Raw genomic sequence first — 22,888 nt, 5'->3', positions numbered from 1 at the left:
ATCTTCCTCGGCCTCCGCCAGGACTGCGCGGCCGTGCGCGCTGATTAGCTGTAAAAAGCCTGATAACAGGACACTCCATGTACGTATACGACCAGTACGACCAAAAAATCGTCGAAGACCGCGTTAAGCAGTACCGCGATCAAACCCGCCGTTACCTGGCTGGCGAACTGAGCGGCGAAGAATTCCGCCCGCTGCGCCTGCAGAATGGCCTGTACATTCAACGCTTTGCGCCCATGTTGCGGGTTGCCGTGCCATACGGCCTGATGTCGTCTGCACAAGTGCGCATGCTGGCCAAGATTGCCCGCGACTACGACAAGGGCTATGCGCACATCAGTACCCGCCAGAACGTGCAGTTCAACTGGCCGGACCTGGAAGATGTGCCCGATATTCTTGCTGAACTGGCCACCGTGCAGATGCACGCGATTCAGACCAGCGGCAACTGCATCCGCAACACCACCACCGACCAGTTTGCCGGTGTGGCCAAGGATGAACTCATCGACCCGCGTCCATGGTGCGAGATCATCCGTCAGTGGTCGACCTTCCACCCTGAGTTCACCCACCTGCCGCGCAAGTTCAAGATTGCTGTGAACGGTGCAGTCAGCGATCGCGCCGCAGTAGAAGTGCACGACATCGGCCTGGAAGCGGTACAGAACGCTGCCGGCGAGCTGGGCTTCCGGGTTTCCGTCGGTGGCGGCCTGGGCCGTACGCCGATTGTCGGCAGCTTTATCAACGAATTCCTGCCGTGGCAGCACCTGATCAGTTACCTCGACGCCATCCTGCGTGTGTACAACCGCTATGGCCGTCGTGATAACAAGTACAAGGCGCGGATCAAGATTCTGGTGAAGGCGTTGACCCCTGAAGTGTTCGCCGAGCGTGTGAATGCTGAATGGGCCCACCTGAAAGATGGCCCGACCACCCTGACCGAAGCTGAAGTGGCGCGCGTTGCCGCGCACTTTATCGACCCCAGCTATAAAGCTCTCGACGATCAGGATGCCGCGCTGGTAGCCCTGGATGCCGAACACCCAGGCTTTGCCCGCTGGCGTCAGCGCAACACCTTTGCCCACAAGAAACCCGGCTATGTCGCCGTCACCCTGTCGCTCAAGCCGACTGGCGTCGCACCGGGCGATGTCACCGACAAGCAGTTTGATGCGATTGCCGACTTGGCCGATCGCTACAGCTTCAGTGAAGTGCGCAACAGCCATAACCAGAACATCATTCTGGCCGACGTCGAACAAGCCCAGCTGTTTACCCTCTGGGGCGAGCTGCGCGAACATGGTTTCGCAACGCCAAACGTGGGCCTGCTGACCGACATCATCTGCTGCCCAGGTGGCGACTTCTGCTCGCTGGCCAACGCCAAGTCGATCCCGATTGCCGAAGCCATTCAGCGCCGCTTTGATGACCTGGATTACCTGTTCGACATCGGCGAAATCGACCTGAACATCTCCGGCTGCATGAACGCCTGTGGTCACCACCACGTCGGCCATATCGGCATTCTCGGGGTGGACAAGAAAGGCCAGGAGTTCTATCAGGTGTCGCTCGGCGGCAGCGCTGGCCGTGATGCCAGCCTGGCGCAGATCCTCGGTCCATCCTTCGCCGAAGCGGACATGGCGGACGTGATCGACAAAATCGTCAAGGTCTATGTCGAGCGTCGTACTGCCGAAGAGAGCTTCCTCGACACCTTCCGCCGTATTGGTGTTGCACCGTTCAAGGAGCGCGTATATGCAGCGAATCATTAAGAACGGCCAGCTGGTCGATGAAAGCTGGCACCTACTGCCCAAAGACGCCACGTTGGACGGTATTTCCAACTGCGACGATCTGATCGTGCCACTGGCTCTTTGGGTTGAGCACAGTACGGCGCTCAAGGCCCGCGACGGCGGCCTGGGCGTATGGCTGGATGCGGGTGAGGAAATCGAAGAAATCGCCGACCAGCTGGATAACTTCCAAGTTATCGCGCTGAATTTCCCGGCCTTTACCGATGGCCGTCATTGCTCCACCGCCTACCTGTTGCGCAATCGCTACGGTTACACCGGTGAAGTGCGTGCCATCGGCGACGTGCTGCGCGATCAGCTGTTCTCCTACCTGCGCGTGGGCTTCGATGCCTTCGCCCTGCGTGAAGACAAAGACCCGCTGGACGCGCTGAAAGCCTTCGAGGAGTTCAGCGAGGTCTACCAGGCCTCCGCGGATCAGCCGCTGCCGCTGTTCCGCCGCCGCGCCTAAGTCAGCGCTGTAACGCAAAAGGCCCGGTAATCCGGGCCTTTTCATATCTGCGTTAGTTAGCCCAAATTGACCAGCACACGCCCCACTTGTTTACCCGCCAGCACCTGCGCAATAGCTGCCGGTAACTGCTCAAGCGTCACTTCGCTGACCAGCGCATCCAGATTGACCTTCCACTGCAGCGACAGCTTGTCCCACATCGACGCCTTGACCACCAGTGGCAGCTCGACCGAGTCGACCCCCAGCAGATTCACCCCACGCAAGATAAACGGCAGCACACTGCCCTTGAAGCCCACGCCAGCCGTCAGCCCGCAACAGGCAGCGCTGGCACCATAGCGCAGCGATTTGACCACGTTAAACAGAAGATCTCCGCCTACGCAATCCACCGCACCGGCCCACTGTTCCTTGAGCATTGGCTTATCGGCGCCCTCCAGCAGTTCGGAACGCAGGACAATCTGCTGCGCGCCCAGCGCCTTGAGGTAATCGCCCTGCTCCGTTTTACCGGTCGATGCCGCCACCCGATAACCCAGAGTGGTCAGCAACGCTACCGCGACACTGCCAACGCCACCGGTGGCACCGGTCACCAGTACGGTGCCCGCATCAGGCGTCAGCCCGCTTTGTTCTAGCTTGTCTACACACAGCGCTGCGGTCAGCCCAGCCGTGCCGAGCACCATGGCCTCACGCAGCGACAAGCCCTTTGGCCGTTTCAGCGCCCAGCTAGCGGGAATACGGATGTATTGGGCAAAACCACCCGAGGTGTTCATGCCCAAGTCATAACCGGTGACGATCACCTCATCGCCAGCACTGAACTCAGCCACGTTAGAAACCTCCACCACACCAGCAGCATCAATGCCCGGGGTATGCGGGAAGCTTTTGGTGACGCCGCGGTTGCCAGTGGCAGACAAGGCATCCTTGTAATTGAGCGACGAATACTTGACCCGAATCAGCAGCTCACCAGCCGGCAAGTCGTCGATCTCACCCTGCACAATCACCTGTTCGAAACCACCCGCTGCACTTTCACGGGCCTGCAATGCACTGAACTTGCTCATACTCTTCCTCTGTATGACGGATCGATTACCAGAAACGCTGTTGATTCAACCGGCTCAGCCAGCTCAGGACGAAACGGTCTAGCGCAATGCTTCCCGCCAGCCCAACGCGCTCCTGCAGGGATTTCTTCTCGGCATAGTGCAAATGGAACAGTTCGGCGCTCTTCGCCCGCTCTGCCAGGTATTCGTCACTGGTCTTCAGTTCATCGACCAGCTGCTTTTCCAGCGCTGTTAAGCCAAGCCAGACTTCACCGGTGGCAATTTGATCGATATCCAGCTGCGGCCGGTAGCGCGCAACGAAGCCTTTGAACAACTCATGGGTGGCCTCCAGGTCTTCCTGAAATTTCTCCCGCCCCTTCTCTGTGTTCTCACCAAATACCGTCAGGGTGCGCTTATATTCGCCGGCGGTCAGTACCTCAAAATCGATGTCATGTTTTTTCAGCAGGCGGTGCACGTTAGGCAACTGCGCCACCACACCAATCGAGCCGAGGATGGCAAATGGTGCAGAAATAATCTTCTCACCGATACAGGCCATCATGTAGCCGCCACTGGCCGCGACCTTGTCAATGCAGATGGTCAGCGGCACGCCCGCCTGGCGAATGCGCGCCAGCTGCGAAGAGGCCAAACCATAGCTGTGCACCATGCCACCGCCGCTTTCCAGGCGCAGTACCACTTCATCCTGCGGCGTGGCCATACTCAGCAAGGCGGTAATCTCGTGACGCAGGCTGTCGGTGGCCGAGGCTTTGATATCGCCATCAAAATCCAGCACATAGACGCGCGGTTTGTGCACAGCGGCCTTTTTTTCCTGCTTTGCAGCTTTGGCTTCAGCTTTGCTGACGGCCTTTAGCTGATCTTTATCGAGCACCGCGTGCTCCATGCGCTGCTGCAACTGCTTGAAGAAGTCATTGAGCTTGTTCACCTGCAGTTCGCCCGTGCGCTGACGGCCCTTGCTGCGTAGTGCAGCAATCGTCACCAGCACGACGAGAATGGCCACAACCAAGGTCACTGTCTTAGCCAGAAAGCCAATGTACTCTGCAAAAAACTCCACGAATTCCCCCTTACCCCGATGGCAGCGCCCGTAAATCGTTAACGCTGATTGTCCGCAAGCATACCGAGGCCATCGGTTGGCGACCAGCAAGCAAGGCCTGGGACATTCAGCGCGCCGATGCAATTCAAACAAGCGTATGTTTTTACGTTGACAGTCCTTGAGCTTCCCCATACCCTCGCGAAACTTTCACCGTACCGGAAACCAACGGACGTGGGCAGCATCTACCTGATACGACATGGCCAAGCCTCCTTCGGTGCAGACGATTACGATGTGCTATCGCCCATTGGTATTCGTCAGGCCGAAGTGCTGGGTGCTCACCTCGCGCAACTCGGCACGCACCTTGATCGCAGCGTCAGTGGCAGCCTGCGTCGCCAGCAGCATACGGCCGACAGCGCGCTGCAGCAGTTGCGGGCGGTTGGGATTGATGTACCGCCGCTGGAAACCGATCCGGCATTTAATGAGTTCGATGCCGACGCGGTAATCCGCACCCTGCTCCCGGACATACTCGGCGAAGAACCAGAAGCCCTGCATATCCTGCGCAATGGCGCGAATAACCGCGCTGAGTTTCAGCGCCTGTTCGCTGAGCTGATTGGACGCTGGATTTCGGGCGAGCACGACAAGCCAGAGCTGCAAAGCTGGCAAGCGTTCGTCGAGCAGGTGCAAGGTGGTCTTAGCCGCCTGTTGGAACAAGCAGACAGCAAACAGAATATCGCCGTGTTCACCTCTGGCGGCACCATCACCGCCCTGCTGCACTTGATCACCGGTATACCGCCTGCTCAAGCATTTGAGCTGAACTGGCAAATTGTTAATACCTCACTCAGCTGCCTGAAATTTCGCGGCAGCCAAGTGACCCTGGCTTCCTTCAACAGTCATGTGCATTTACAGCTGTTGAAGGCGCCGGAGCTCATCACTTATCGTTGAGCTGCGGCCCACTGCACCCATTAAGGGCGCTAGAAAAACCTGAGAAAAAGGAATAAACCATGAGCGTTGCAGACATCGTCAATACCATGCAGTCCAAATTCAACGCCGGTGCCGCTGCAGGCCTGGACCTGGTGTTCCAATTCAACATCGAAGATGGCGAAAACTACGCCCTGATCGTCAAAGACGGCACCTGTGCCGTTGAGCAAGGCGACAACCCTAACGCCAGCGTGACCCTGATCATGGACACCGAAACCCTGAAAGGCATCACTAGCGGCGAAACCGACGGCATGCAAGCCTTTATGTCCGGCAAACTGCGCGCCGAAGGCGACATGATGCTGGCCATGAAACTGGGCGAGCTGTTCCCGGTTTAAGCAGCAACTCAGCAATAAAAAACCGGAGCCTTGGCTCCGGTTTTTTATTGCTCGTGTTTATAGAAACCGCGGCCCCGCCTACGGCTCAATCGCGGCAATGCACCGACTGACCGGCGGCGAAAGTTTGCTTGATAGCGCGGTCATCACCGAGCATGGTCAGGGCGAATAACCGCTCTTCGAGCGTCTTGGCTTGCTGCATACGGTAGCTGATCAGCGGCGTGGCGTTGTAATCGAGCACCACGAAGTCGGCGTCTTTTCCAGGCAGGAAGTTGCCCAGTTTATCGTCTAGGTACAGCGCGTTAGCGCCGCCCAGAGTCGCCAGGTACAGCGACTTGAACGGGTCAAGCTTTTTGCCTTGCAGTTGCATGACCTTGTACGCCTCGTTCAGCGATTGTAGTTGGCTGAAGCTGGTGCCCGCGCCGACGTCGGTGCCCAGGCCGACGCGTACGCCGTGTTCTTCGAGTTTATTCAGATCGAACAAGCCGCTGCCGAGAAACAGATTCGAGGTTGGGCAAAAGGCCACGGCCGAGCCGGTTTCGGCCAGGCGCTTACACTCGCCGTCGCACAGGTGCACGCCGTGGGCGAATACCGAGCGGGCGCCGATCAGCTTGTAATGGTCGTACACATCCAGGTAGCTCTTGCGCTCGGGGAACAGCGCTTTTACCCATTCGATTTCCTTGCGGTTCTCGGACAGGTGGGTGTGCATATACAGGTGTGGGTATTCGCCCAGCAGTTTGCCGGCCAGGGTCAGTTGCTCTGGAGTGCTGGTTGGGGCGAAGCGTGGGGTTACCGCGTAATGTAGGCGGCCCTTGCCGTGCCAGCGCTCGATCAGCTCCTTGCTGTCGGCGTAGCCGGATTCCGGGGTGTCGGTCAGGTAGTCCGGGGCGTTGCGATCCATCAGCACCTTGCCGGCGATCATGCGCAGGTTCAGCGCTTCGGCAGCTTCGAAGAAGGCGTCTACCGATTGCTTGTGCACGCTCCCGAATACCAGGGCGGTGGTGGTGCCGTTGCGCAGCAGTTCCTTGAGGAAGATGCCCGCCACCTCCGCCGCATGGGCCTTATCGGCGAACTGCTGTTCAGTGGGGAAGGTGTAGGTGTTCAGCCAATCCAACAGTTGCTCGCCGTAGGAGGCGATCATCCCGGTTTGCGGGTAGTGGATGTGGGTGTCGATAAAGCCAGGAGTAATTAGCGCATCGCGGTATTCGGTGATCTCAACGCCCTTGAGCGTGGGTAACAGATCAGCGGCATGGCCGACTTTGGCCACCAGGCCGTTGTTGATGACCAGCAGGCCGTCTTCAAAGTACTCATAGGATTGCTCAACGCCCACCACGGCCGGGTCGTCAATGCTGTGCAGGATGGCGGCGCGGTAGGCTTTCACTGGGCTAGTCATGTAACGCTTATCTCAATCTATGGATTTGATCACTCAGACGCGCGGGCGCCTGGGCGGATATTCAGGCCTGGTTTCGGCGCGAGGTCGGCAGTAATTTGGCGACGCTGGTTTCACCTTTTTTTACGTCCTGGCCAAAGGTCGCGTTGTAGGTGGCAATCACTTCGCCGGCGATGGACACGGCGATCTCAACCGGCAGCTTGCCTTTGACTTCGGACAGGCCCATGGGGCAGCGCATGCGTTGCATCACATCTGAACTGAAGCCGCGATCACGCAGGCGGTGTTCAAATTTGGCGCGTTTGGTCTGCGAGCCGATCAGGCCGTAGTAGGCAAAATCGTTACGTTTGAGGATTTCTGCAGTTAGCTCGAGGTCGAGCTGGTGGTTGTGGGTCATGACGATAAAGTAGCTGCCGGCAGGCATGCGTTCGATTTCGTCGATCACTTCCTCATTGACCACCTTGTCGACTCCGGTCGGGATCTGCTCGGGAAACTCGTTTTCCCGCGAGTCGATCCAGCGCACCTTGCATGGCAGGCTGGCGAGCAGCGGTACCAGGGCGCGACCGACATGGCCGGCACCGAATACGGCGATCTGCGCCTGCGGCTGGCCCATCGGCTCGAACAGCAGCACAGTGGCTCCGCCGCAGCATTGGCCGAGGCTGGCCCCCAGGCTGAAACGCTCCAGGCGAGTGTCCTGGCTGCGGCTTTGCAGCATCTCGCGGGCCAGCTCCATCGCCTTGAATTCCAGATGACCGCCACCGACGGTCTCGAAGATGCGGTCAGCGGTGACCACCATTTTCGAGCCGGCATTGCGCGGGGTTGAGCCGCGTTCTTCGATGATGGTCACCAGCACGCAAGGCTGACCTTGCTGCTGCAGTTCGGCGAGGGCGCTGATCCAGCTCATTTGCTCAGCCTCCAGGTAGGTGGCAATTGTCCTGGGCGCGGTAGGCGCCAGTTGCTTGGCGACGGGTCCAGTATCGGTACCTGCGTCGGCGGCGGTGTTTGCGGTTTCGCTTCGGTGTGTTTTGTCATTGTTGGACACCTGTGGCGTCGGTAGTGATTCTTCTGTCTGTAGGAGGCGCTTCAGCGGCGATTGTCGCGGCTAAAGCCCCTCCCACAGCAGTCTTATGCTGGCGTAAGGTTCAGGCCGGCTCAACCGCTGCGGCGGTTATTGCCTTGGCGTTCTGCTGCAGTTTCTTCATTTGCTCCACCCCCCAGAGCACGCGTTCCGGCGTGGCTGGGGCGTCAATGTTCGGCTGCACGCGGTAGTCCGCCAGACTTGCCACGGCGTCCTTGATTGCACACCACACGGCGATGCCGAGCATAAACGGCGGCTCGCCGACGGCCTTGGAGTGGAATACGGTGTCTTCCGGGTTCTTGCGGTTTTCCACCAGGTTGACGCGCAGGTCCAGCGGCATATCGGCGATGGCCGGGATCTTGTAGCTGGCCGGGCCGTTGGTCATCAGCTTGCCTTTGCCGTTCCACACCAGCTCTTCCATGGTCAGCCAACCCATGCCCTGCACGAATGCGCCTTCGACCTGACCGATGTCGATGGCCGGGTTTAGCGAGGCGCCGACGTCATGCAGGATGTCGGTGCGCAGCATCTTGTACTCACCGGTCAGGGTGTCGACGATCACTTCCGAACAGGCTGCGCCGTAGGCGAAGTAGTAGAAAGGACGGCCAGCGGCCTTGTCACGGTCATAGAAGATCTTCGGCGTGCGGTAGAAACCGGTACTGGAGAGCGATACCTGGCCGAAATAAGCCTTCTGGATCACTTCCTCGAAGCTCAGGAACAGGTCACGTACGCGCACCTGGCTGTTGCGGAACTCGACGTCTTCCGGAGTGACCTTGTATTCGCGCACCAGAAAATCAACCAAACGCTGCTTGAGGGTTTCAGCGGCGTTCTGTGCAGCCTTGCCGTTGAGGTCAGCACCGCTGGAGGCGGCAGTCGGCGAGGTATTTGGCACCTTGTCGGTGTTGGTCGCGGTGATCTGGATACGCGAAATATCCACCTGCAACACTTCAGCGACGATCTGCGCGACCTTGGTGTTGAGGCCCTGGCCCATCTCGGTGCCACCGTGGTTCAGGTGAATTGAACCGTCTGTGTAGATGTGGATTAGCGCGCCAGCCTGGTTGAGGAAGGTGGCGGTAAAACTGATGCCGAACTTAACCGGGGTCAGCGCCAGGCCTTTCTTGAGTACCGGACTTTTGGCGTTGAACGCGCGGATTTCTTCGCGGCGCTTGGCGTAGTCACTGCTGTCTTCCAGTTCGGCGGTCATCTCATGGATAACGTTGTGTTCGACGGTCTGGTGATAGTGGGTGACGTTGCGCTCGGTCTTGCCGTAGTAGTTGAGCTTGCGCACTTCCAGCGGGTCTTTGCCCAGGCTGCGGGCGACCGCATCCATGATCTCCTCGATGGCGACCATGCCTTGCGGGCCGCCGAAGCCGCGGTAGGCGGTGTTCGAGGCGGTGTTGGTCTTGCAGCGGTGACCATTGATGGTGGCGTTGCCGAGGAAGTAGGCGTTGTCCGAGTGGAACATCGCGCGGTCGACGATCGAGCCGGACAGGTCCGGCGAGTAGCCGCAGTTGCCGGCCAGTTCGATTTCGATGCCGTGCAGCAGGCCGTTGTCGTCAAAGCCGACGTCGTATTCGACGTAGAACGGGTGACGCTTGCCGGTGATCTGCATGTCTTCGACGCGCGGCAGGCGCATTTTGGTCGGGCGACCGGTGAGGTGCGCAATGACTGCGCACAGGCACGCCGGGCCGGCGGCCTGGGTTTCCTTGCCGCCGAAACCGCCGCCCATGCGACGCATGTCAATGACGATCTTGTGCATCGGTACGCCGAGCACTTCGGCTACCAACTTCTGCACTTCGGTGGCGTTCTGCGTCGAGGTGTAGACGATCATGCCGCCGTCTTCGGATGGCATTACTGAGGAAATCTGGGTTTCCAGGTAGAAGTGTTCCTGGCCGCCGATATGCAGGCTGCCTTGTAGGCGGCGCGGTGCAGTGGCCAATTCGGCGGCGGAGTTGCCGATCTTGTGCTGATGGCTATCGAGGACGAAGTGTTTCTTGCGCAGCGCATCGACCACGTCCAGTACCGGCTCAAGGTCTTCGTATTCGATAATTGCGGCCATAGCCGCCTTGCGTGCGGTTTCCAGACTGTCGGCGCCGACGGCGATCACCACCTGGCCGACGTATTCAACTTTTCCGTCTGCTAGCAGCGGGTCACCCGCAACCACCGGGCCGATATCCAGCTGGCCGGGTACGTCCTTGCTGGTAATCGCAATGGCGACACCGGGAATCGCGTAGCAGGGCGCGGTGTCGATGCTGATGATGCGCGCGTGGGCGCGATCGCTCATACGGGCATAGACGTGCAGCTGGTTAGGGAACTCCAGGCGGTCATCGACGTAGATGGCTTCGCCGGATACATGCTTATCAGCACTTTCGTGTTTAACGCTGCGGCCAACGCCGGTGGTGATGTCAGCGCGGAACAGTTCAGCCAATTCGGCCTGGCTTTTGGCTACGTGATGGTTAGACATAATCGGTCACCCGTGTTTCGACTTCGGGAGTTTGTAGCTCAAGGAAGCATTTACGCAGCAGGTTCTGCGCAATAAGCAGGCGGTATTCCTTGCTGGCGCGGAAGTCGCTGAGCGGGGTGAAATCCTCGGCCAGCGCATTACACGCCCGCTCGATAGTTTCTTGGGCCCAGGCAGAGCCAAGCAAAGCCGCTTCACAGGCAGCGGCACGCTTCGGGATAGCCGCCATACCGCCAAAGGCGATACGCACGCTTTGCACCACGCCCTCTTCGACCACCAGATTAAAGGCCGCACAGACGGCAGAGATGTCATCGTCCAGGCGCTTGGACACCTTGAAGGCACGGAATGCCTGTTTGCCCTGATAGCGCGGCACGATGATCTTCTCGATAAACTCGGCTTCCTGGCGCGCCGTCACTTTGTAATCGAGGAAATAATCTTCGATCGGCAAGGTGCGGCTTTCGCTGCCTCTACGCAGGACGATTTGTGCACCAAGCGCGATCAGCAGCGGCGGCGCGTCGCCAATCGGCGAGGCGTTACCGATATTGCCGCCCAGGGTGCCCTGGTTGCGAATTTGCAAAGAAGCGAAGCGGTGCAGCAATTCGCCAAAGTCCGGGTAGTCCTGGGCCAGCGCGGCGTAACAATCGGACAACGCGGTGGCGGCGCCTATTTCGATGCTGTCAGCGGTCACTTCGACGCGCTTCATCGCTTCGATATGGCCGACGTAAATCATCACCGGCAGTTCGCGGTGGAACTGGGTGACTTCCAGGGCCAGGTCGGTACCACCGGCGAGCAGACGCGCTTCCGGGTTGGCCGCGTAGATGTCAGCCAGGTCGGCCACGGTCAGCGGCAACAGGCAGCGTTTATCGCCGCTGTTGAGCTCGGCCGTTTCACGCGGCGCGATAGATTTCAGCTGGGCGACGGTCTGAGGCTCAAAAGCGTCGAACTGGTCCGGCTGCTTCTGGCAGCAGGCTTGTTCGGCGGCGTCAATAATCGGGCGGTAGCCGGTGCAGCGGCAGAGGTTGCCAGCCAGAGCTTCCAGGGTGTCGGCCTTGTCGAAGCCGCTGCTATTTTTCTGCAGGGCGAACAGCGACATGACAAAACCTGGGGTGCAGAAGCCGCACTGCGAGCCGTGGCAGTCGACCATGGCCTGCTGCACGCTGTGCAGTTGGCCTTGGTACTTGAGGTCTTCAACCGTGATCAGTTGCTTGCCGTGCAACGAGGAAACGAAGGTCAGGCAGGAGTTGAGGGTGCGATAACGCACGCGCTCGCCCTCCAGCTCACCGACTACAACGGTGCAGGCACCACAGTCGCCAGAAGCGCAGCCTTCTTTGGTTCCGGATTTGCCGACATGCTCACGCAGGTAATTGAGCACGGTGACGTTTGGGTCGAGGGCATGCTCAGTACGCAGCTCCCGGTTGAGTAAAAACTGGATCAAGGACGACCTCCAGGCACTTTTATTGTTCTCTTATCAGGCACTGCTGAAACGACTGCACAGGGCAGCACAGCGTTTCCACACGGCTTGGCATGAGGCAAATCTAGAGTTTTCTGACTTTATGGTCAACAAATATTTGACCCTAAAGTCAGAGGCGCTTTATGCAATTCAGCCATGAGCGGGAAAGCTCAGCTAATTTGCTTAAACGCTAGCGGCTTTTGTGCCAAATACTGCGCTGCAGCTGGGACAAATAGCCTGACATGCATGCACGCAAAGAGACGGGACTGAGAGTTACCTGGCTGTATGCTGCTTTTCGATCGACCACACTTGATCGACCTAGCGAGGCGCTAGGTGATGGCTGGCGTGCTTAAACCTATTGACTGGCTGAACCTTACTGCCAGTCCTTGAGCGCCTGTTTAGCTGCGGGGTTCATCGGCTCGGCCAGCAAGCCGGCAGGCGTCAGATTGATGCTGTAAACCGCTTCATCGGCAAGCGGCAGGTACGTCACTCGGCGCGCCTGAGGATCAAAGACCAACAAATCATGCTGACCCAACCGCAACCAGCGCCACAGGTCGATGCCGTATGGGCTGTGTGCCAGTTCGACGCGGGTATGCAGGGCCTGGCTTTGTTGTTCGATCGAAAGAAAACGCCCCGAGAGCTTTTCCAGACGATAACCCGGCTGCAAGCCGATCAATGCCGCCAGGCCCTTCCACTGTAGAAAGCGGGCATCCAACTGCCACAGATCACCTTCCATCGTCAGCGTACGTTCACGCCCACCCTCCAGCAGCGTGACCCGATACAACGGGCCATCCGCTTTGAAGCTCAGGGTCGCCAGCGGCTTGTCTTCGGCAATCGGTGCATAGCTGCGCAAATCGACAGCCAATATGCCGATCAGTACTGCCAACGCGAGAAATGCCAGGCCGCAAGTGCCACGTAACCAGCCGAGAAACCACTGCCGATTAAGCAGAATGCGAACCGCTACAAAAGCAGCCAGCAACGCCAGCAGCGCCGTTGCCCATGCGAGTCCATCGTATTGCATCGCTGTGCATTCCTTATGGTTGAAGTTGCGGGCATTATGCGCAGCTGCCAGGCTGGCGAACAGCAAGCGAGCAACACAATTAGACACAGGGCGTGTTTTATAGCCTGTTGTTTTTCGTGGCTATCGTCTGCCCATCGCTACATGACCTTTAAAAAACTCCCGGTAAATCTCCATGGTCTTCCCATTTGAACTCAGCGTTGACCTGTCGACGCTGGCCATCCTTGCTCTGGTCGCGTTTATTGCCGGCTTTATCGATGCCATTGCTGGCGGCGGTGGCCTGCTGACCATTCCCGCGCTTTTGACTGCCGGCCTCCCGCCGCATCTGGCGCTGGGGACCAACAAGCTTAGTTCGACCTTTGGCGCGGCGGCTGCCAGTTACACCTTCTACCGGCGCAAATTGTTTGACCCCAGCCAATGGCGCAATGCGTTGATCGGCACAGCGGCGGGTGCACTGCTTGGCGCGGCGATGGCGCAATGGTTACCGTCGGCGTGGTTGAACCAGATGCTGCCTGTGGTGGTATTTGCCTGCGGCTTGTATCTGCTGTTTGGTAAAACCCCAGCAGCGCCGCTGCTCGCCGACGCACCGATCGCCCAGGGCCGGCAGTGGCCACAGAGCCTGAGCCTGGGTTTTTATGACGGCGTGGCCGGGCCGGGAACGGGAGCGTTCTGGACGGTCAGCAGCCTGCTGCTCTACCCGCTTGACCTGGTTAAGGCCAGCGGCGTAGCCCGCAGCATGAATTTTGTCAGCAATATTTGTGCACTCAGCGTGTTTATCTTCAGCGGGCAAGTGGCCTGGCTGCTCGGCCTGTGCATGGGTCTGGCGCTGATGGTCGGTGCGTTTCTCGGCGCACGCACCGCGATCAAGGGCGGCTCAAAGTTTATCCGCCCAGTGTTCATCCTCGTGGTGCTGGGCTTGACCGTGCGTCTAGCCTGGCAGCACTGGTTCGGGCTGGCCTAAACGGCGCGCGACATAGGCATCAATCAGGTAACGCGCAATCGAGCGTGCCGCCGGTAACGGCGGCAGATCGTGCACGCTGAACCATTGCGCATCCTCAATCTCATCGACCTGCATGACGATCTCGCCCGAGGCGTATTCGGCATGAAAGCCCAGCATCAGGGAGTGCGGGAAAGGCCAGCCCTGGCTGCCCAGGTACTGCACATTATTGATTTCGACCCCCACTTCTTCGCGCACTTCACGGGCTACGCACTGCTCCACCGACTCACCGGCTTCGACAAAGCCGGCCAGGGTGCTGTAAATACCGGAAACGAAGCGTGGAGAACGCGCCAGGAGGATCTCATCGCCGCGCGTAACCAGCACAATCATGCTGGGTGAAAGCCGCGGATAATGCTGCAACTCACAACGCGGGCAATGCATGGCCCGCTGCCCAGGGACATGCTGCATTGCCCCGCCACAGCTGCCACAGAAGCGATGCTGGCTGGCCCATGTGCCGATCTGCGTGGCGTAGCTGAGCAACTTGAAGGTGTCCGCATCGCCTTGCAGCATGAATTGGCGCAGGCTCTGCCAAACAAACCCTGGCATCTCGAAGGGCTGGTCCAGCTCCAGCAGGTAAACCGCATCGCCATCAAAATGGCCCAAGCCATGCTCGGCGAGCACCGGTAAATCTTGCTTCTTTAACCATTCACGGGGGAACAGTACGCCGTTGCTATCGGCCAGAAAGTGCTGCTTAAAATGCACGACAACCCAGCCGCCAGGCTGCTGACTGTCGATAAAGGTGGCTTGCCAGCGCTGCATACTCAGGCCTCCAACGGCATACCCAACGCCCGCACGCTTTCAGCGGCGAGGTCGAGCACACTTGGCTGAGTTTCCGGACGCATCACTGCGCCGGCTTCCAGGTAATACTCAAGGCTACTGAGTGCATCAGCGAGCGTTTCCAGCATCTGTTCGGAAGGCATCTGCGGCGCATCAAACATCTGCTTTTGGATGTAATCGGCGCAGGCACCGACCAACGCGGCGGCGCGCTTTTGCTCGAGAAACCACAAACCACCGCGCACGGCCTGCAGGCTGAACGGTACGTTGGACAGGTGCATACGCTCACCGCCCGACTCGAGGTACGCCGTAATCGCGCGCTTGGCCAACGCCAAACCCGCCTGCGCTTCATCGACCACAACAATGCGTGCTTCATTGAGCTGATGCATGGCAAACGATTCGGCCTCATTGCCAGATTGCGCCGGGGCAGACCGTACTTCACGGCGCTCACCACTCTCCAGGCTGGCGACCATGCCTTCGACGTAGAGCACTGCATCCGCCAGCTTGTTCAGCGCCTGCAGTTGCGGCGCACTCGCCTCCCCCCAACTGGCAACAATGGGCAACTGGGCACTCAACGAGTTGCCGGCAGAGCTGAGCCCGACCATGCCGAGGGTCTTGCTCAACTTGCCAAGTAAGGCATGCAGGGTATTGAGGCTGTCGCTCTGCAATGTGCCGCGCTCGATCAGATCGAGCATGTCTTTCAGGCTATTGAGTTCTTCACGGATCGCCGAGCTCAGCGAACGCATTACCGCCTGACCAGGACCGGCCAGGCGCTGGTATTCCTCTTCAAGCAAGTGATCGGTAAACGGCAGTGGCGCCAAACCGAACACTTCACTCAGGGCCGTCACTTGTGGCCCGCGCGTTCCGGCCAGAGCCACCAGATAGAGCAGCTCTTTAAGCAGGCCACGGGGCGCTTCGTACTGAGGATTAGCGAGTGTCTGTTTAAGTTCACGATCAATGCGCGAGAACAACTGCTTGCGCGATTTACGCGCCAGCAACTGGCCGTCAACCTGCGCCTCGACAGCCGCAGCACCGACCCAGCACAGCCGCCCGCGTGGTTCATTGGCAAATAGGCCGTCGACACGGCTCAGTGCACGCCCCATCAATTTGAGACTGGCCTGTGGGTTCTGCTCACGAATAAAGCCCAGCAAGCCCACTTGGTACATGTGCCGCAAGCGTCGGCCTTCACTTTCGCGCGCCGCGCCATCAATGGCAGGCGGCGCGGTATGCGGGCGAGCGTGGTCAAGACGCACGCTAAAAAAGAAGCTTTCCGGTAAGGCAGGCTGACCGCCGGCCTGACGCAGGTCATTGATCGCTGGCAACAATAGTTCAGGCATTTCCTGGCGATTGGCTTCGACGTTCTCTAGGTAACGACGCAGTACGTGCAAGGCGTTACTCAAGGCTGAAAGCTGCACATCGCGCTCTTCACCGGCACCTGCGGGGATATCGGTCGCTTGATCCAGCACTTCCTGCGCCAGCAATTCGGCGCCGGTCAGCTCGATCAGGTTCAGCGTGCCGCGCACCTGATGCAGGTTTTCCACGGCTTGTTGCAGCAGGCTGCCGTTGTGGCGGTCGGCAATAAAGTGCTCAAGGCTCGACTCGGCCTCTTCCATGGTGGCGAACAATTCATCGCGCACCAGATTAAGCGACGTGGCTCCAGAAACCATGTGCTATTGCGCCTCCCGCGTCAGTGATAAGTACAAGTGCAAGGACTGCATCAGTCAGCAAACTCAGGCTTCTGCTTACTCATGTGCGCCGTCATCGCCACGCGCAGGTCCACCGACTGCAGCATGGCGGCGTTCCAGGTGGCGATGTACTCCAGGCCGTCATCAACGCGGTGATCGCGCATGTAGCGAATCATCTCTTTAGTGCCACGAATCGCCACTGGGGACTTACTGGCGATCTCGCGGGCAATGCCCATCACGCTATCCAGCAACGCATCGGCATCGGCATAAGTACGGTTGACCAAGCCAATGCTGCGGGCCTCTTCACCGTCGATGGTGCGCCCGGTAAAGGCCAGCTCGCGCATCATGCCGTCGCCAATAATGCGTGGCAGACGCTGCAGGGTGCCGACGTCCGCGGCCATGCCGATATCGATTTCCTTGATCGAGAACTGCGCATCGACCGTCGAATAACGCATGTCGCAGGCCGAGACCAGGTCAATCGCGCCACCCAGGCAATAGCCCTGAATGGCCGCCAGTACGGGCTTACGGCAATTGTCCACGGCATTAAATGAGGCTTGCAGTTCGAGAATTTTGCGCCGCAGTTTTTCTGCGTTGCGCCCGACATCAGGGCCCAACTGGCTGCCGACAGAGGCCAGCATCATCAGGTCGATGCCTGAGGAGAAATGCTTGCCCGCGCCCGAGATCACCACGGCGCGCACCTCATCGGTGTCGTCGACCCAGCGGAAAATATCGATGATTTCGCGCCAGAAGTCCGCGTTCATCGCATTCACTTTCTCTGGGCGATTGATCACCACGTGGGCGACCTTATCTGCCAACACGACATTAAAGGCTTTGTAGTCGGACACGGCAGTCATCCTCAGCTGGGGCGCAAGCGCACGATATGGATTTTTCTTATGCTAAAAATCGAGCAACTATAACAACCAACCGACAAATGTCGATGCCGGCCAGTGTGACGCAGAACACGCCATCAACCTTAAGCTCAATATTCACCTATCGGCGATAAGCGCTTGATCTACCGAGGCAACCTGAACGGAGCGGGGTTGCTTGTGACGGGCCGGGCGGTAAGCCCCGACCCGACGCGCCTCAGGCCTTGATGCAATCGACCGTATAGATCCCCTCCTCACGCTGTAGGCCATGCACATCGGCATCAAAGCCGGGGAAACTGCGATCGAAGGTGCGGGCAAAGGCCAGGTAATCAATGATCGAGCGCGTTTGCTCGGTAAAGCGCTCGCCCGGCATGATCAGCGGAATACCCGGCGGATAAGGCACCAGCATCACCGCAGCAATCCGCCCTTGCAGTTGCTCGATCGGCACAGCCTCAACCTCGCCGCGCACCAGCTGGTTGTAGGCATCGGCAGGTTTGATCGCCACTTCCGGCAGCACCGTGTACATACGCTTGAGCGCCTTGGCCGTGGCGTTTTCTCGATAGCAGGCATGCAAGGCATCGCACAGATCGCGCAAGCCCATGCCCTGATAGAAGGTTTTACCGGCCTGGGCAATCGACGGCAGCACATCGCTTAACGGCAGGTTGGCGTCGTAGCTGCGTTTGAACTCCAGCAGCTCGGTCAGCAGCGTGCTCCATTTACCCTTGGTAATGCCCATGGAGAACAGCACCAGGAAGGAATACAGGCCGGTTTTCTCCACCACCAGGCCACGCTCCCAGAGGAATTTACTGACCACCGCAGCAGGAATACCTCGCCCATCCAACGTGCCATCGGCCGTCAGCCCGGGTGTGACTAAGGTGACTTTGATTGGATCGAGCAGCACGTAATCTTCGGCGACATCACCAAAGCCATGCCAATCGGCTTGCGGCTGCAACAGCCAGTCCGCAGTCACCACATCATCTGTGCCTTCGGCCTTGGCCGGCTGCCAGATGCTGAACCACCAGTCATCAGCGCTGAGGTTCTGCCGCAAATTGGCCAGCGCGCGGCGGAAACTCAGGGCTTCATCGAAGGTTTCCTGAATCAGCGAGCGCCCAGCCGGCCCTTCCATCATCGCCGAGGCTACATCGAGTGAGGCGATGATGCCGTACTGCGGCGAGGTGGAGATGTGCATCATAAAGGCTTCGTTGAAGCGATCCCGATCCAGTTGGCGCGCACCGCCATCCTGCACATGAATCATCGAGGCCTGGCTGAATGCCGCCAGCAGCTTGTGCGTCGAGTGGGTGGTAAACACCAGTGGCGCGGCTTCGGTGCGCGCCGTACCCATGCCGTAGCGCCCGGCATAGAACTCGTGAAACGCCGCATAGGCGTACCAAGCCTCATCGAAGTGCAGCACCTCGACGCTGTTACCCAGGGTTTGTTTGATCAGTTCGGCGTTGTAACAGAGGCCGTCATAAGTGGAGTTGGTCACCACCACCAGCTTGACCATCGCCCCACTGCTGCTCGGCACACGACCGCGCGCCAGCGGGCTGGCATCGATCTTCGCCTGAATCGACTCGCGGCTGAATTCGGACAGCGGGATCGGCCCGATAATGCCCAGCTCATTGCGCTCCGGGCACAGGTACAGCGGGATCGCGCCGGTCATGATGATCGAATGCAAGATCGACTTATGGCAATTGCGATCCACCAGTACCAAATCATCGCGGCCGACCATGCTGTGCCAGACGATCTTGTTCGCAGTCGAGGTGCCGTTAATCACGAAATACGTGTGGTCAGCGCCGAAGTTACGCGCCGCGCGGGCTTCCGCCTCGGCCAGCGGGCCGGTGTGGTCAAGCAGCGAACCCAACTCCGGCACCGAGACAGATAAATCGGAACGCAAGGTATTCTCGCCAAAAAACTGGTGGAAGGCCTGCCCGACCGGGCTCTTGCGATACGCCACTCCGCCACCATGGCCGGGCGTGTGCCAGGAGTAGTTGGATTGCGCGGTGTGCTGTACCAGCGCCTTGAAGAACGGCGGCAGCAGACCATCCAGATAATTACGCGCCGCGCGTGCCACCTGCCGCGCAAGGAATGGCACGGTGTCTTCAAACAAATAAAGAATGCCGCGCAACTGATTGAGGTCAATCATCGCCTCGGCCGGGGCGTTTTCGATGGTGACTTGCTCGCCAATGGCAAAGATCGGCAGTTGCGGCGCACGGCGGCGGGCAATGCGGATCAGCTCAAGCATGTCCTGCAAAAGGTTGTTGTTCTCCCCCGCCCCCTCGGCAGCCACCAGAATGCAGGCCAGGCCGTGGTGGGTGGAAGCAACAATCCGCCCTTCGGCGGAACTGGCGGTAGAAAGAATACTGAAGCCGTCCTGCTCCAGCTCTTGGGCGATGGCGCGTACCCGGTCACCGGCCACGGTATCGGCCTTGATGTCACGGTGCACAATCAGGACGGGGAACTTTAGGTCTTTATACATTGTGGCGTCCCTGAAGAATGGCAGGTGCGGGGCCTGCCGATCGCTTCAGGTTAGAGGCTCGCACTGACTGGCGTAACCCCCCTCTACGTGACACTGTACGAAAAGGTCGCGAGTGAATAACTCGCGAGAAGTGGCTGCCGTTGCAACTCACTCAAGCGACAACCACCCTCGCCGCTCAGGCCTCGGCTTGCGGCTGCTCCATTTGCAGCCACAGCGGCAAGGCGCCGGCAGACTTCTCGATAATCGCCAGGCGCGCCCTGTGCTCAGCAAGCTCAGCTTCAGTGGCCTGAATCACCCGCGTGCGGGCACGCTCGGCAGGCAAACGACGAATCGCGGTGGGTTGCTGACGGCCATTGCCGTCACCTTCAGAACCATCACCGGCCAGGGACAGATTGGTCTGCCCGCCAGTCATGGTCAGGTAGACGTCGGCCAGAATCTCGGCGTCAAGCAAGGCGCCGTGCAGATCGCGGCCGGAGTTATCGACACCGTAACGCTTACACAGCGCATCGAGGTTGTTACGTTGCCCCGGATGCCGCTCACGGGCCATCAGCAGGGTGTCGAGGACCGAGCAGTAATCGCCGATCTCGGCGCGATCTGTCTGCCCCAGCAGGTTGAATTCGTTGGCAATAAAGCCGATATCGAACGCGGCGTTATGAATGATCAGCTGCGCGCCCTTGATGAATTCAAAGAACTCATCGGCGACATCCTTAAAGCGCGGCTTGTCCTTGAGGAACTCATCGGTAATACCGTGAACCGCGATTGCACCCTCATCGCTCTCACGATCCGGTTGCAGGTAAACGTGGAAGTGCCGCCCCGTCAGCCGGCGGCCAATCAGTTCAACACAACCAATTTCGATGATCCGGTGGCCGTCAGCCACCGGCATACCGGTGGTTTCAGTATCCAAAATCACGCTACGCATGCTTCAAACCTCGTACGTCATCAACACCACGATTGGCCAACTGGTCGGCGCGCTCGTTACCGGGATGCCCTGTATGGCCGCGCACCCACTGCCAGGTCACGGTATGGCGGTTGACCTGCTCATCGAGTTGCTGCCAAAGGTCAGCATTTTTCACCGGCTGCTTGGCGGCGGTTTTCCAGCCACGCTTCTTCCAGTTCGGCATCCAGTCTTGAATGCCCTGCATCACATACTGCGAATCGGTCACCAGGCGTACGTCGCACGAGCGCTTCAACTCGGCCAGGGCGCGGATGGCGGCGGTTAATTCCATGCGGTTATTAGTGGTATCCGCCTCGCCGCCCCACAACTCTTTTTCCACACCTTTGAAAATCATCAATGCGCCCCAGCCACCCACGCCAGGATTACCCTTGCAGGCGCCGTCGGTGTAGATCTCGACCTGTTCACTCATGTATCTGCAATCTCTCGCTCAATTTATCGGCCGGCTCTATTTCTGCGGTGTTTCTCGACGGCTGACTTTGGCTACAGGCATCGGCAGCAACGTCCCTACCTGCTGACGATTGGGCTGGCGCAGTGGGCGCAGGCCAATCACTAGTTTGCGCGCGACCAGCACGTAAACACCACCACCCGGCAACTGCCAGGCGGCGCCCACGCGCTCCAGCGGTGCCAGTCGTGCCTGCCAGGCCAGCGAAGAAAGCGGCGGACGATAGCACCCGAAGCGGCGTTTCTCCAGCGCGAAACCCAGCAGGTGCAACCAGTCACTGACCCGGCCGGGCGCAATGCAGCGTGCCTGACGCAGCGCATCGCGGGTGAATACATGGCGCATCCCCCAGCTGCTCATCGGGTTAATACCGACAATCAGCAAATGACCGCCGGGCCGCACGCTGCGCGCGGCTTCACGCAGCAGGCCGTGAGGCGACAGGCTGAAATCCAGACCGTGCTGCAATACCACCACATCGGCGGCATGTTCGGTCAACGGCCAGGCGTGTTCCTCGCAGACAATCTCGACGCCTTTGAACGGCGCGCCCACGCGCACACTGCGCTGAATCTGCTGGGCATCCGGCGGGGTATCGGCAGCCGGGCCGTAATGCACCATATAACCGCCAAAAAAACGCGCCAGCTCTTCTTCTAATAACGGCCGTTCCTGCTCGAGCAATAACTGCCCGAGCGGACCGGCCAGCCAACCGCGCGCCGCGCCTATGAGATCGAGCCACTCGCTATCGGCCTGAACAAACGGATGATCGGTCATAACAAATACCTACGTAGCCAGCACCGCTGTTGCGCCCTAAGATGAACCTTTATGCCCTGCTTAGCGACCTACTGATGATAAAAATCGACGCCCTGCCTGCATTCACCGACAACTATATCTGGCTGCTACAAGACGCCGAACAGCGCCGCTGCGCGGTTGTCGACCCGGGTGACGCAGCACCTGTAGAGGCCTGGCTGGCGGCTAATCCTGGCTGGCAGTTAAGCGATATCCTGATCACTCACCATCACTTTGACCATGTAGGTGGGGTGGAACGGCTCAAGGCCGTGACGGGCGCACGGGTGCTCGGCCCGGCCAACGAGAAGATACCCGCACGTGATCTACCACTGCGCGACGGCGACCTGGTAGAGATCCTCGGGTACAGTTTTGACGTCGTCGAAGTGCCAGGGCATACCCTCGGGCACATCGCTTATATCCAGCCTGAACAGCATTGGCTGTTTTGCGGTGACACCCTCTTTGCCGGTGGTTGTGGCCGGTTATTCGAAGGCACGCCCGAGCAAATGCACGCCTCACTCAGCCGCCTAGCCGCCCTGCCCGAGCAGACGCAAGTGTTCTGTACCCACGAGTACACCCTGAGCAACTTACGCTTCGCCGCCGCTGTTGAGCCTGAAAACCCCGAAATCAGCCAGCGCGTGGAACAAGTCAGTCAGTGGCGCGAAATCGGGCAGATCAGTCTGCCGTCATCCATAGGTTTGGAGCGTGCGACCAATCCGTTTCTACGCAGCGCAGAACCTTCAGTCATCGCCTGCATCGCTGGGCGCGAAGGGCCCGCAAGCCGCTCGCCAGTCGAGGTTTTTGCCGCGCTGCGCGCCTGGAAAGATCACTTCTAAACCTCGACAACCCCACAAAAAATCTGGTTAAAACTTGACCAATGGGATGCTCGTTTCTAGAATCGCCCGACCTTTTCGCCGGGAAGTACATC

The 22,888-nt window shown here is 59.1% G+C and carries 20 protein-coding genes; 6 read left to right on the top strand and 14 right to left on the bottom strand.

The features are described 5' to 3' along the window. Positions 1 to 77: 77 nt before the first annotated feature. Both SOP97_RS15930 and SOP97_RS15925 read left to right on the top strand, forming a co-directional pair. The gene (locus SOP97_RS15930) at positions 78 to 1,736 is read left to right on the top strand and encodes a nitrite/sulfite reductase (protein WP_274086647.1); all 1,659 of its coding nucleotides are present in this window, start codon (positions 78 to 80) and stop codon (positions 1,734 to 1,736) included. Next, positions 1,720 to 2,217, top strand: a complete 498-nt coding sequence (locus SOP97_RS15925; protein WP_274086648.1) for a DUF934 domain-containing protein — start codon at positions 1,720 to 1,722, stop codon at positions 2,215 to 2,217. Before SOP97_RS15930 ends, SOP97_RS15925 begins: the two co-directional genes overlap by 17 nt. A 56-nt stretch (positions 2,218 to 2,273) precedes the next feature. Here SOP97_RS15925 and SOP97_RS15920 read toward each other — a convergent pair whose 3' ends face one another. Further along, a complete protein-coding gene (locus SOP97_RS15920; RefSeq protein ID WP_274086649.1) occupies positions 2,274 to 3,263 on the bottom strand; it encodes a YhdH/YhfP family quinone oxidoreductase in 990 nt (329 codons plus the stop codon). Positions 3,264 to 3,288: 25 nt separating this feature from the next. Next, the gene (gene sohB, locus SOP97_RS15915) at positions 3,289 to 4,308 is read right to left on the bottom strand and encodes a protease SohB (protein ID WP_274086650.1); all 1,020 of its coding nucleotides are present in this window, start codon (positions 4,306 to 4,308) and stop codon (positions 3,289 to 3,291) included. 210 nt (positions 4,309 to 4,518) lie between these two features. Here sohB and SOP97_RS15910 point away from each other — a divergent pair, with 210 nt between their 5' ends. Both SOP97_RS15910 and SOP97_RS15905 read left to right on the top strand, forming a co-directional pair. Next, on the top strand, positions 4,519 to 5,229 hold the full coding sequence (locus SOP97_RS15910) for a histidine phosphatase family protein (protein ID WP_274086651.1): 711 nt from the start codon (positions 4,519 to 4,521) through the stop codon (positions 5,227 to 5,229). A gap of 59 nt (positions 5,230 to 5,288) precedes the next feature. After that, positions 5,289 to 5,600, top strand: coding sequence for an SCP2 sterol-binding domain-containing protein (locus SOP97_RS15905; RefSeq protein WP_274086652.1), 312 nt, complete (start codon positions 5,289 to 5,291; stop codon positions 5,598 to 5,600). 85 nt (positions 5,601 to 5,685) lie between these two features. Here SOP97_RS15905 and guaD read toward each other — a convergent pair whose 3' ends face one another. The 5 genes from guaD to SOP97_RS15880 all read right to left on the bottom strand — a co-directional run bounded on the left by guaD (position 5,686) and on the right by SOP97_RS15880 (position 12,991). Beyond that, positions 5,686 to 6,990, bottom strand: coding sequence for a guanine deaminase (guaD, locus tag SOP97_RS15900; RefSeq protein WP_274086653.1), 1,305 nt, complete (start codon positions 6,988 to 6,990; stop codon positions 5,686 to 5,688). A 61-nt stretch (positions 6,991 to 7,051) separates the two neighbouring features. Continuing rightward, positions 7,052 to 7,888, bottom strand: coding sequence for a xanthine dehydrogenase accessory protein XdhC (gene xdhC / locus SOP97_RS15895; protein ID WP_274086654.1), 837 nt, complete (start codon positions 7,886 to 7,888; stop codon positions 7,052 to 7,054). A gap of 238 nt (positions 7,889 to 8,126) precedes the next feature. Next, entirely contained in the window at positions 8,127 to 10,523 is a 2,397-nt protein-coding gene (gene xdhB, locus SOP97_RS15890) for a xanthine dehydrogenase molybdopterin binding subunit (protein WP_274086655.1), read from the bottom strand. Further along, on the bottom strand, positions 10,516 to 11,955 hold the full coding sequence (gene xdhA / locus SOP97_RS15885; RefSeq protein ID WP_274086656.1) for a xanthine dehydrogenase small subunit: 1,440 nt from the start codon (positions 11,953 to 11,955) through the stop codon (positions 10,516 to 10,518). Before xdhA ends, xdhB begins: the two co-directional genes overlap by 8 nt. Before the next feature lie 388 nt (positions 11,956 to 12,343). Further along, positions 12,344 to 12,991, bottom strand: a complete 648-nt coding sequence (locus tag SOP97_RS15880) for a hypothetical protein (protein ID WP_274086657.1) — start codon at positions 12,989 to 12,991, stop codon at positions 12,344 to 12,346. A gap of 172 nt (positions 12,992 to 13,163) precedes the next feature. On the opposite strand from SOP97_RS15880, the gene SOP97_RS15875 reads away from it, so the two are divergent. Continuing rightward, entirely contained in the window at positions 13,164 to 13,949 is a 786-nt protein-coding gene (locus tag SOP97_RS15875) for a TSUP family transporter (protein WP_274086658.1), read from the top strand. Here SOP97_RS15875 and nudC read toward each other — a convergent pair. The 7 genes from nudC to SOP97_RS15840 all read right to left on the bottom strand — a co-directional run bounded on the left by nudC (position 13,917) and on the right by SOP97_RS15840 (position 21,948). Then, on the bottom strand, positions 13,917 to 14,744 hold the full coding sequence (nudC, locus tag SOP97_RS15870) for an NAD(+) diphosphatase (protein WP_411912075.1): 828 nt from the start codon (positions 14,742 to 14,744) through the stop codon (positions 13,917 to 13,919). The two genes, SOP97_RS15875 and nudC, sit on opposite strands and share 33 nt — an antisense overlap. A gap of 2 nt (positions 14,745 to 14,746) precedes the next feature. After that, a complete protein-coding gene (locus SOP97_RS15865; RefSeq protein ID WP_322950078.1) occupies positions 14,747 to 16,426 on the bottom strand; it encodes a ferrous iron transporter B in 1,680 nt (559 codons plus the stop codon). Positions 16,427 to 16,476: 50 nt separating this feature from the next. Then, complete coding sequence (locus SOP97_RS15860; protein WP_274086660.1) at positions 16,477 to 17,289, bottom strand: crotonase/enoyl-CoA hydratase family protein; 813 nt, start codon at positions 17,287 to 17,289, stop codon at positions 16,477 to 16,479. Positions 17,290 to 17,527: 238 nt separating this feature from the next. Then, the gene (locus tag SOP97_RS15855; RefSeq protein WP_274086661.1) at positions 17,528 to 19,786 is read right to left on the bottom strand and encodes an Orn/Lys/Arg family decarboxylase; all 2,259 of its coding nucleotides are present in this window, start codon (positions 19,784 to 19,786) and stop codon (positions 17,528 to 17,530) included. 175 nt (positions 19,787 to 19,961) lie between these two features. Next, the gene (gene dnaQ, locus SOP97_RS15850) at positions 19,962 to 20,705 is read right to left on the bottom strand and encodes a DNA polymerase III subunit epsilon (RefSeq protein WP_274086662.1); all 744 of its coding nucleotides are present in this window, start codon (positions 20,703 to 20,705) and stop codon (positions 19,962 to 19,964) included. Then, positions 20,698 to 21,150, bottom strand: a complete 453-nt coding sequence (rnhA, locus tag SOP97_RS15845; RefSeq protein WP_274086663.1) for a ribonuclease HI — start codon at positions 21,148 to 21,150, stop codon at positions 20,698 to 20,700. The genes dnaQ and rnhA overlap by 8 nt, the downstream gene beginning before the upstream one ends. Positions 21,151 to 21,186: 36 nt before the next feature. Beyond that, positions 21,187 to 21,948, bottom strand: coding sequence for a class I SAM-dependent methyltransferase (locus SOP97_RS15840; protein ID WP_274086664.1), 762 nt, complete (start codon positions 21,946 to 21,948; stop codon positions 21,187 to 21,189). A 74-nt stretch (positions 21,949 to 22,022) separates the two neighbouring features. Between SOP97_RS15840 and gloB the strand changes: the two genes are divergently transcribed. Then, on the top strand, positions 22,023 to 22,796 hold the full coding sequence (gene gloB, locus SOP97_RS15835) for a hydroxyacylglutathione hydrolase (protein WP_274086735.1): 774 nt from the start codon (positions 22,023 to 22,025) through the stop codon (positions 22,794 to 22,796). The last annotated feature ends 92 nt before the right edge of the window (positions 22,797 to 22,888 follow it).

Source organism: Pseudomonas spirodelae (genome assembly GCF_034653255.1).
GTDB classification, from domain to species: domain Bacteria; phylum Pseudomonadota; class Gammaproteobacteria; order Pseudomonadales; family Pseudomonadaceae; genus Aquipseudomonas; species Aquipseudomonas spirodelae.
This window is presented reverse-complemented; position numbering and strand designations above follow the sequence as displayed.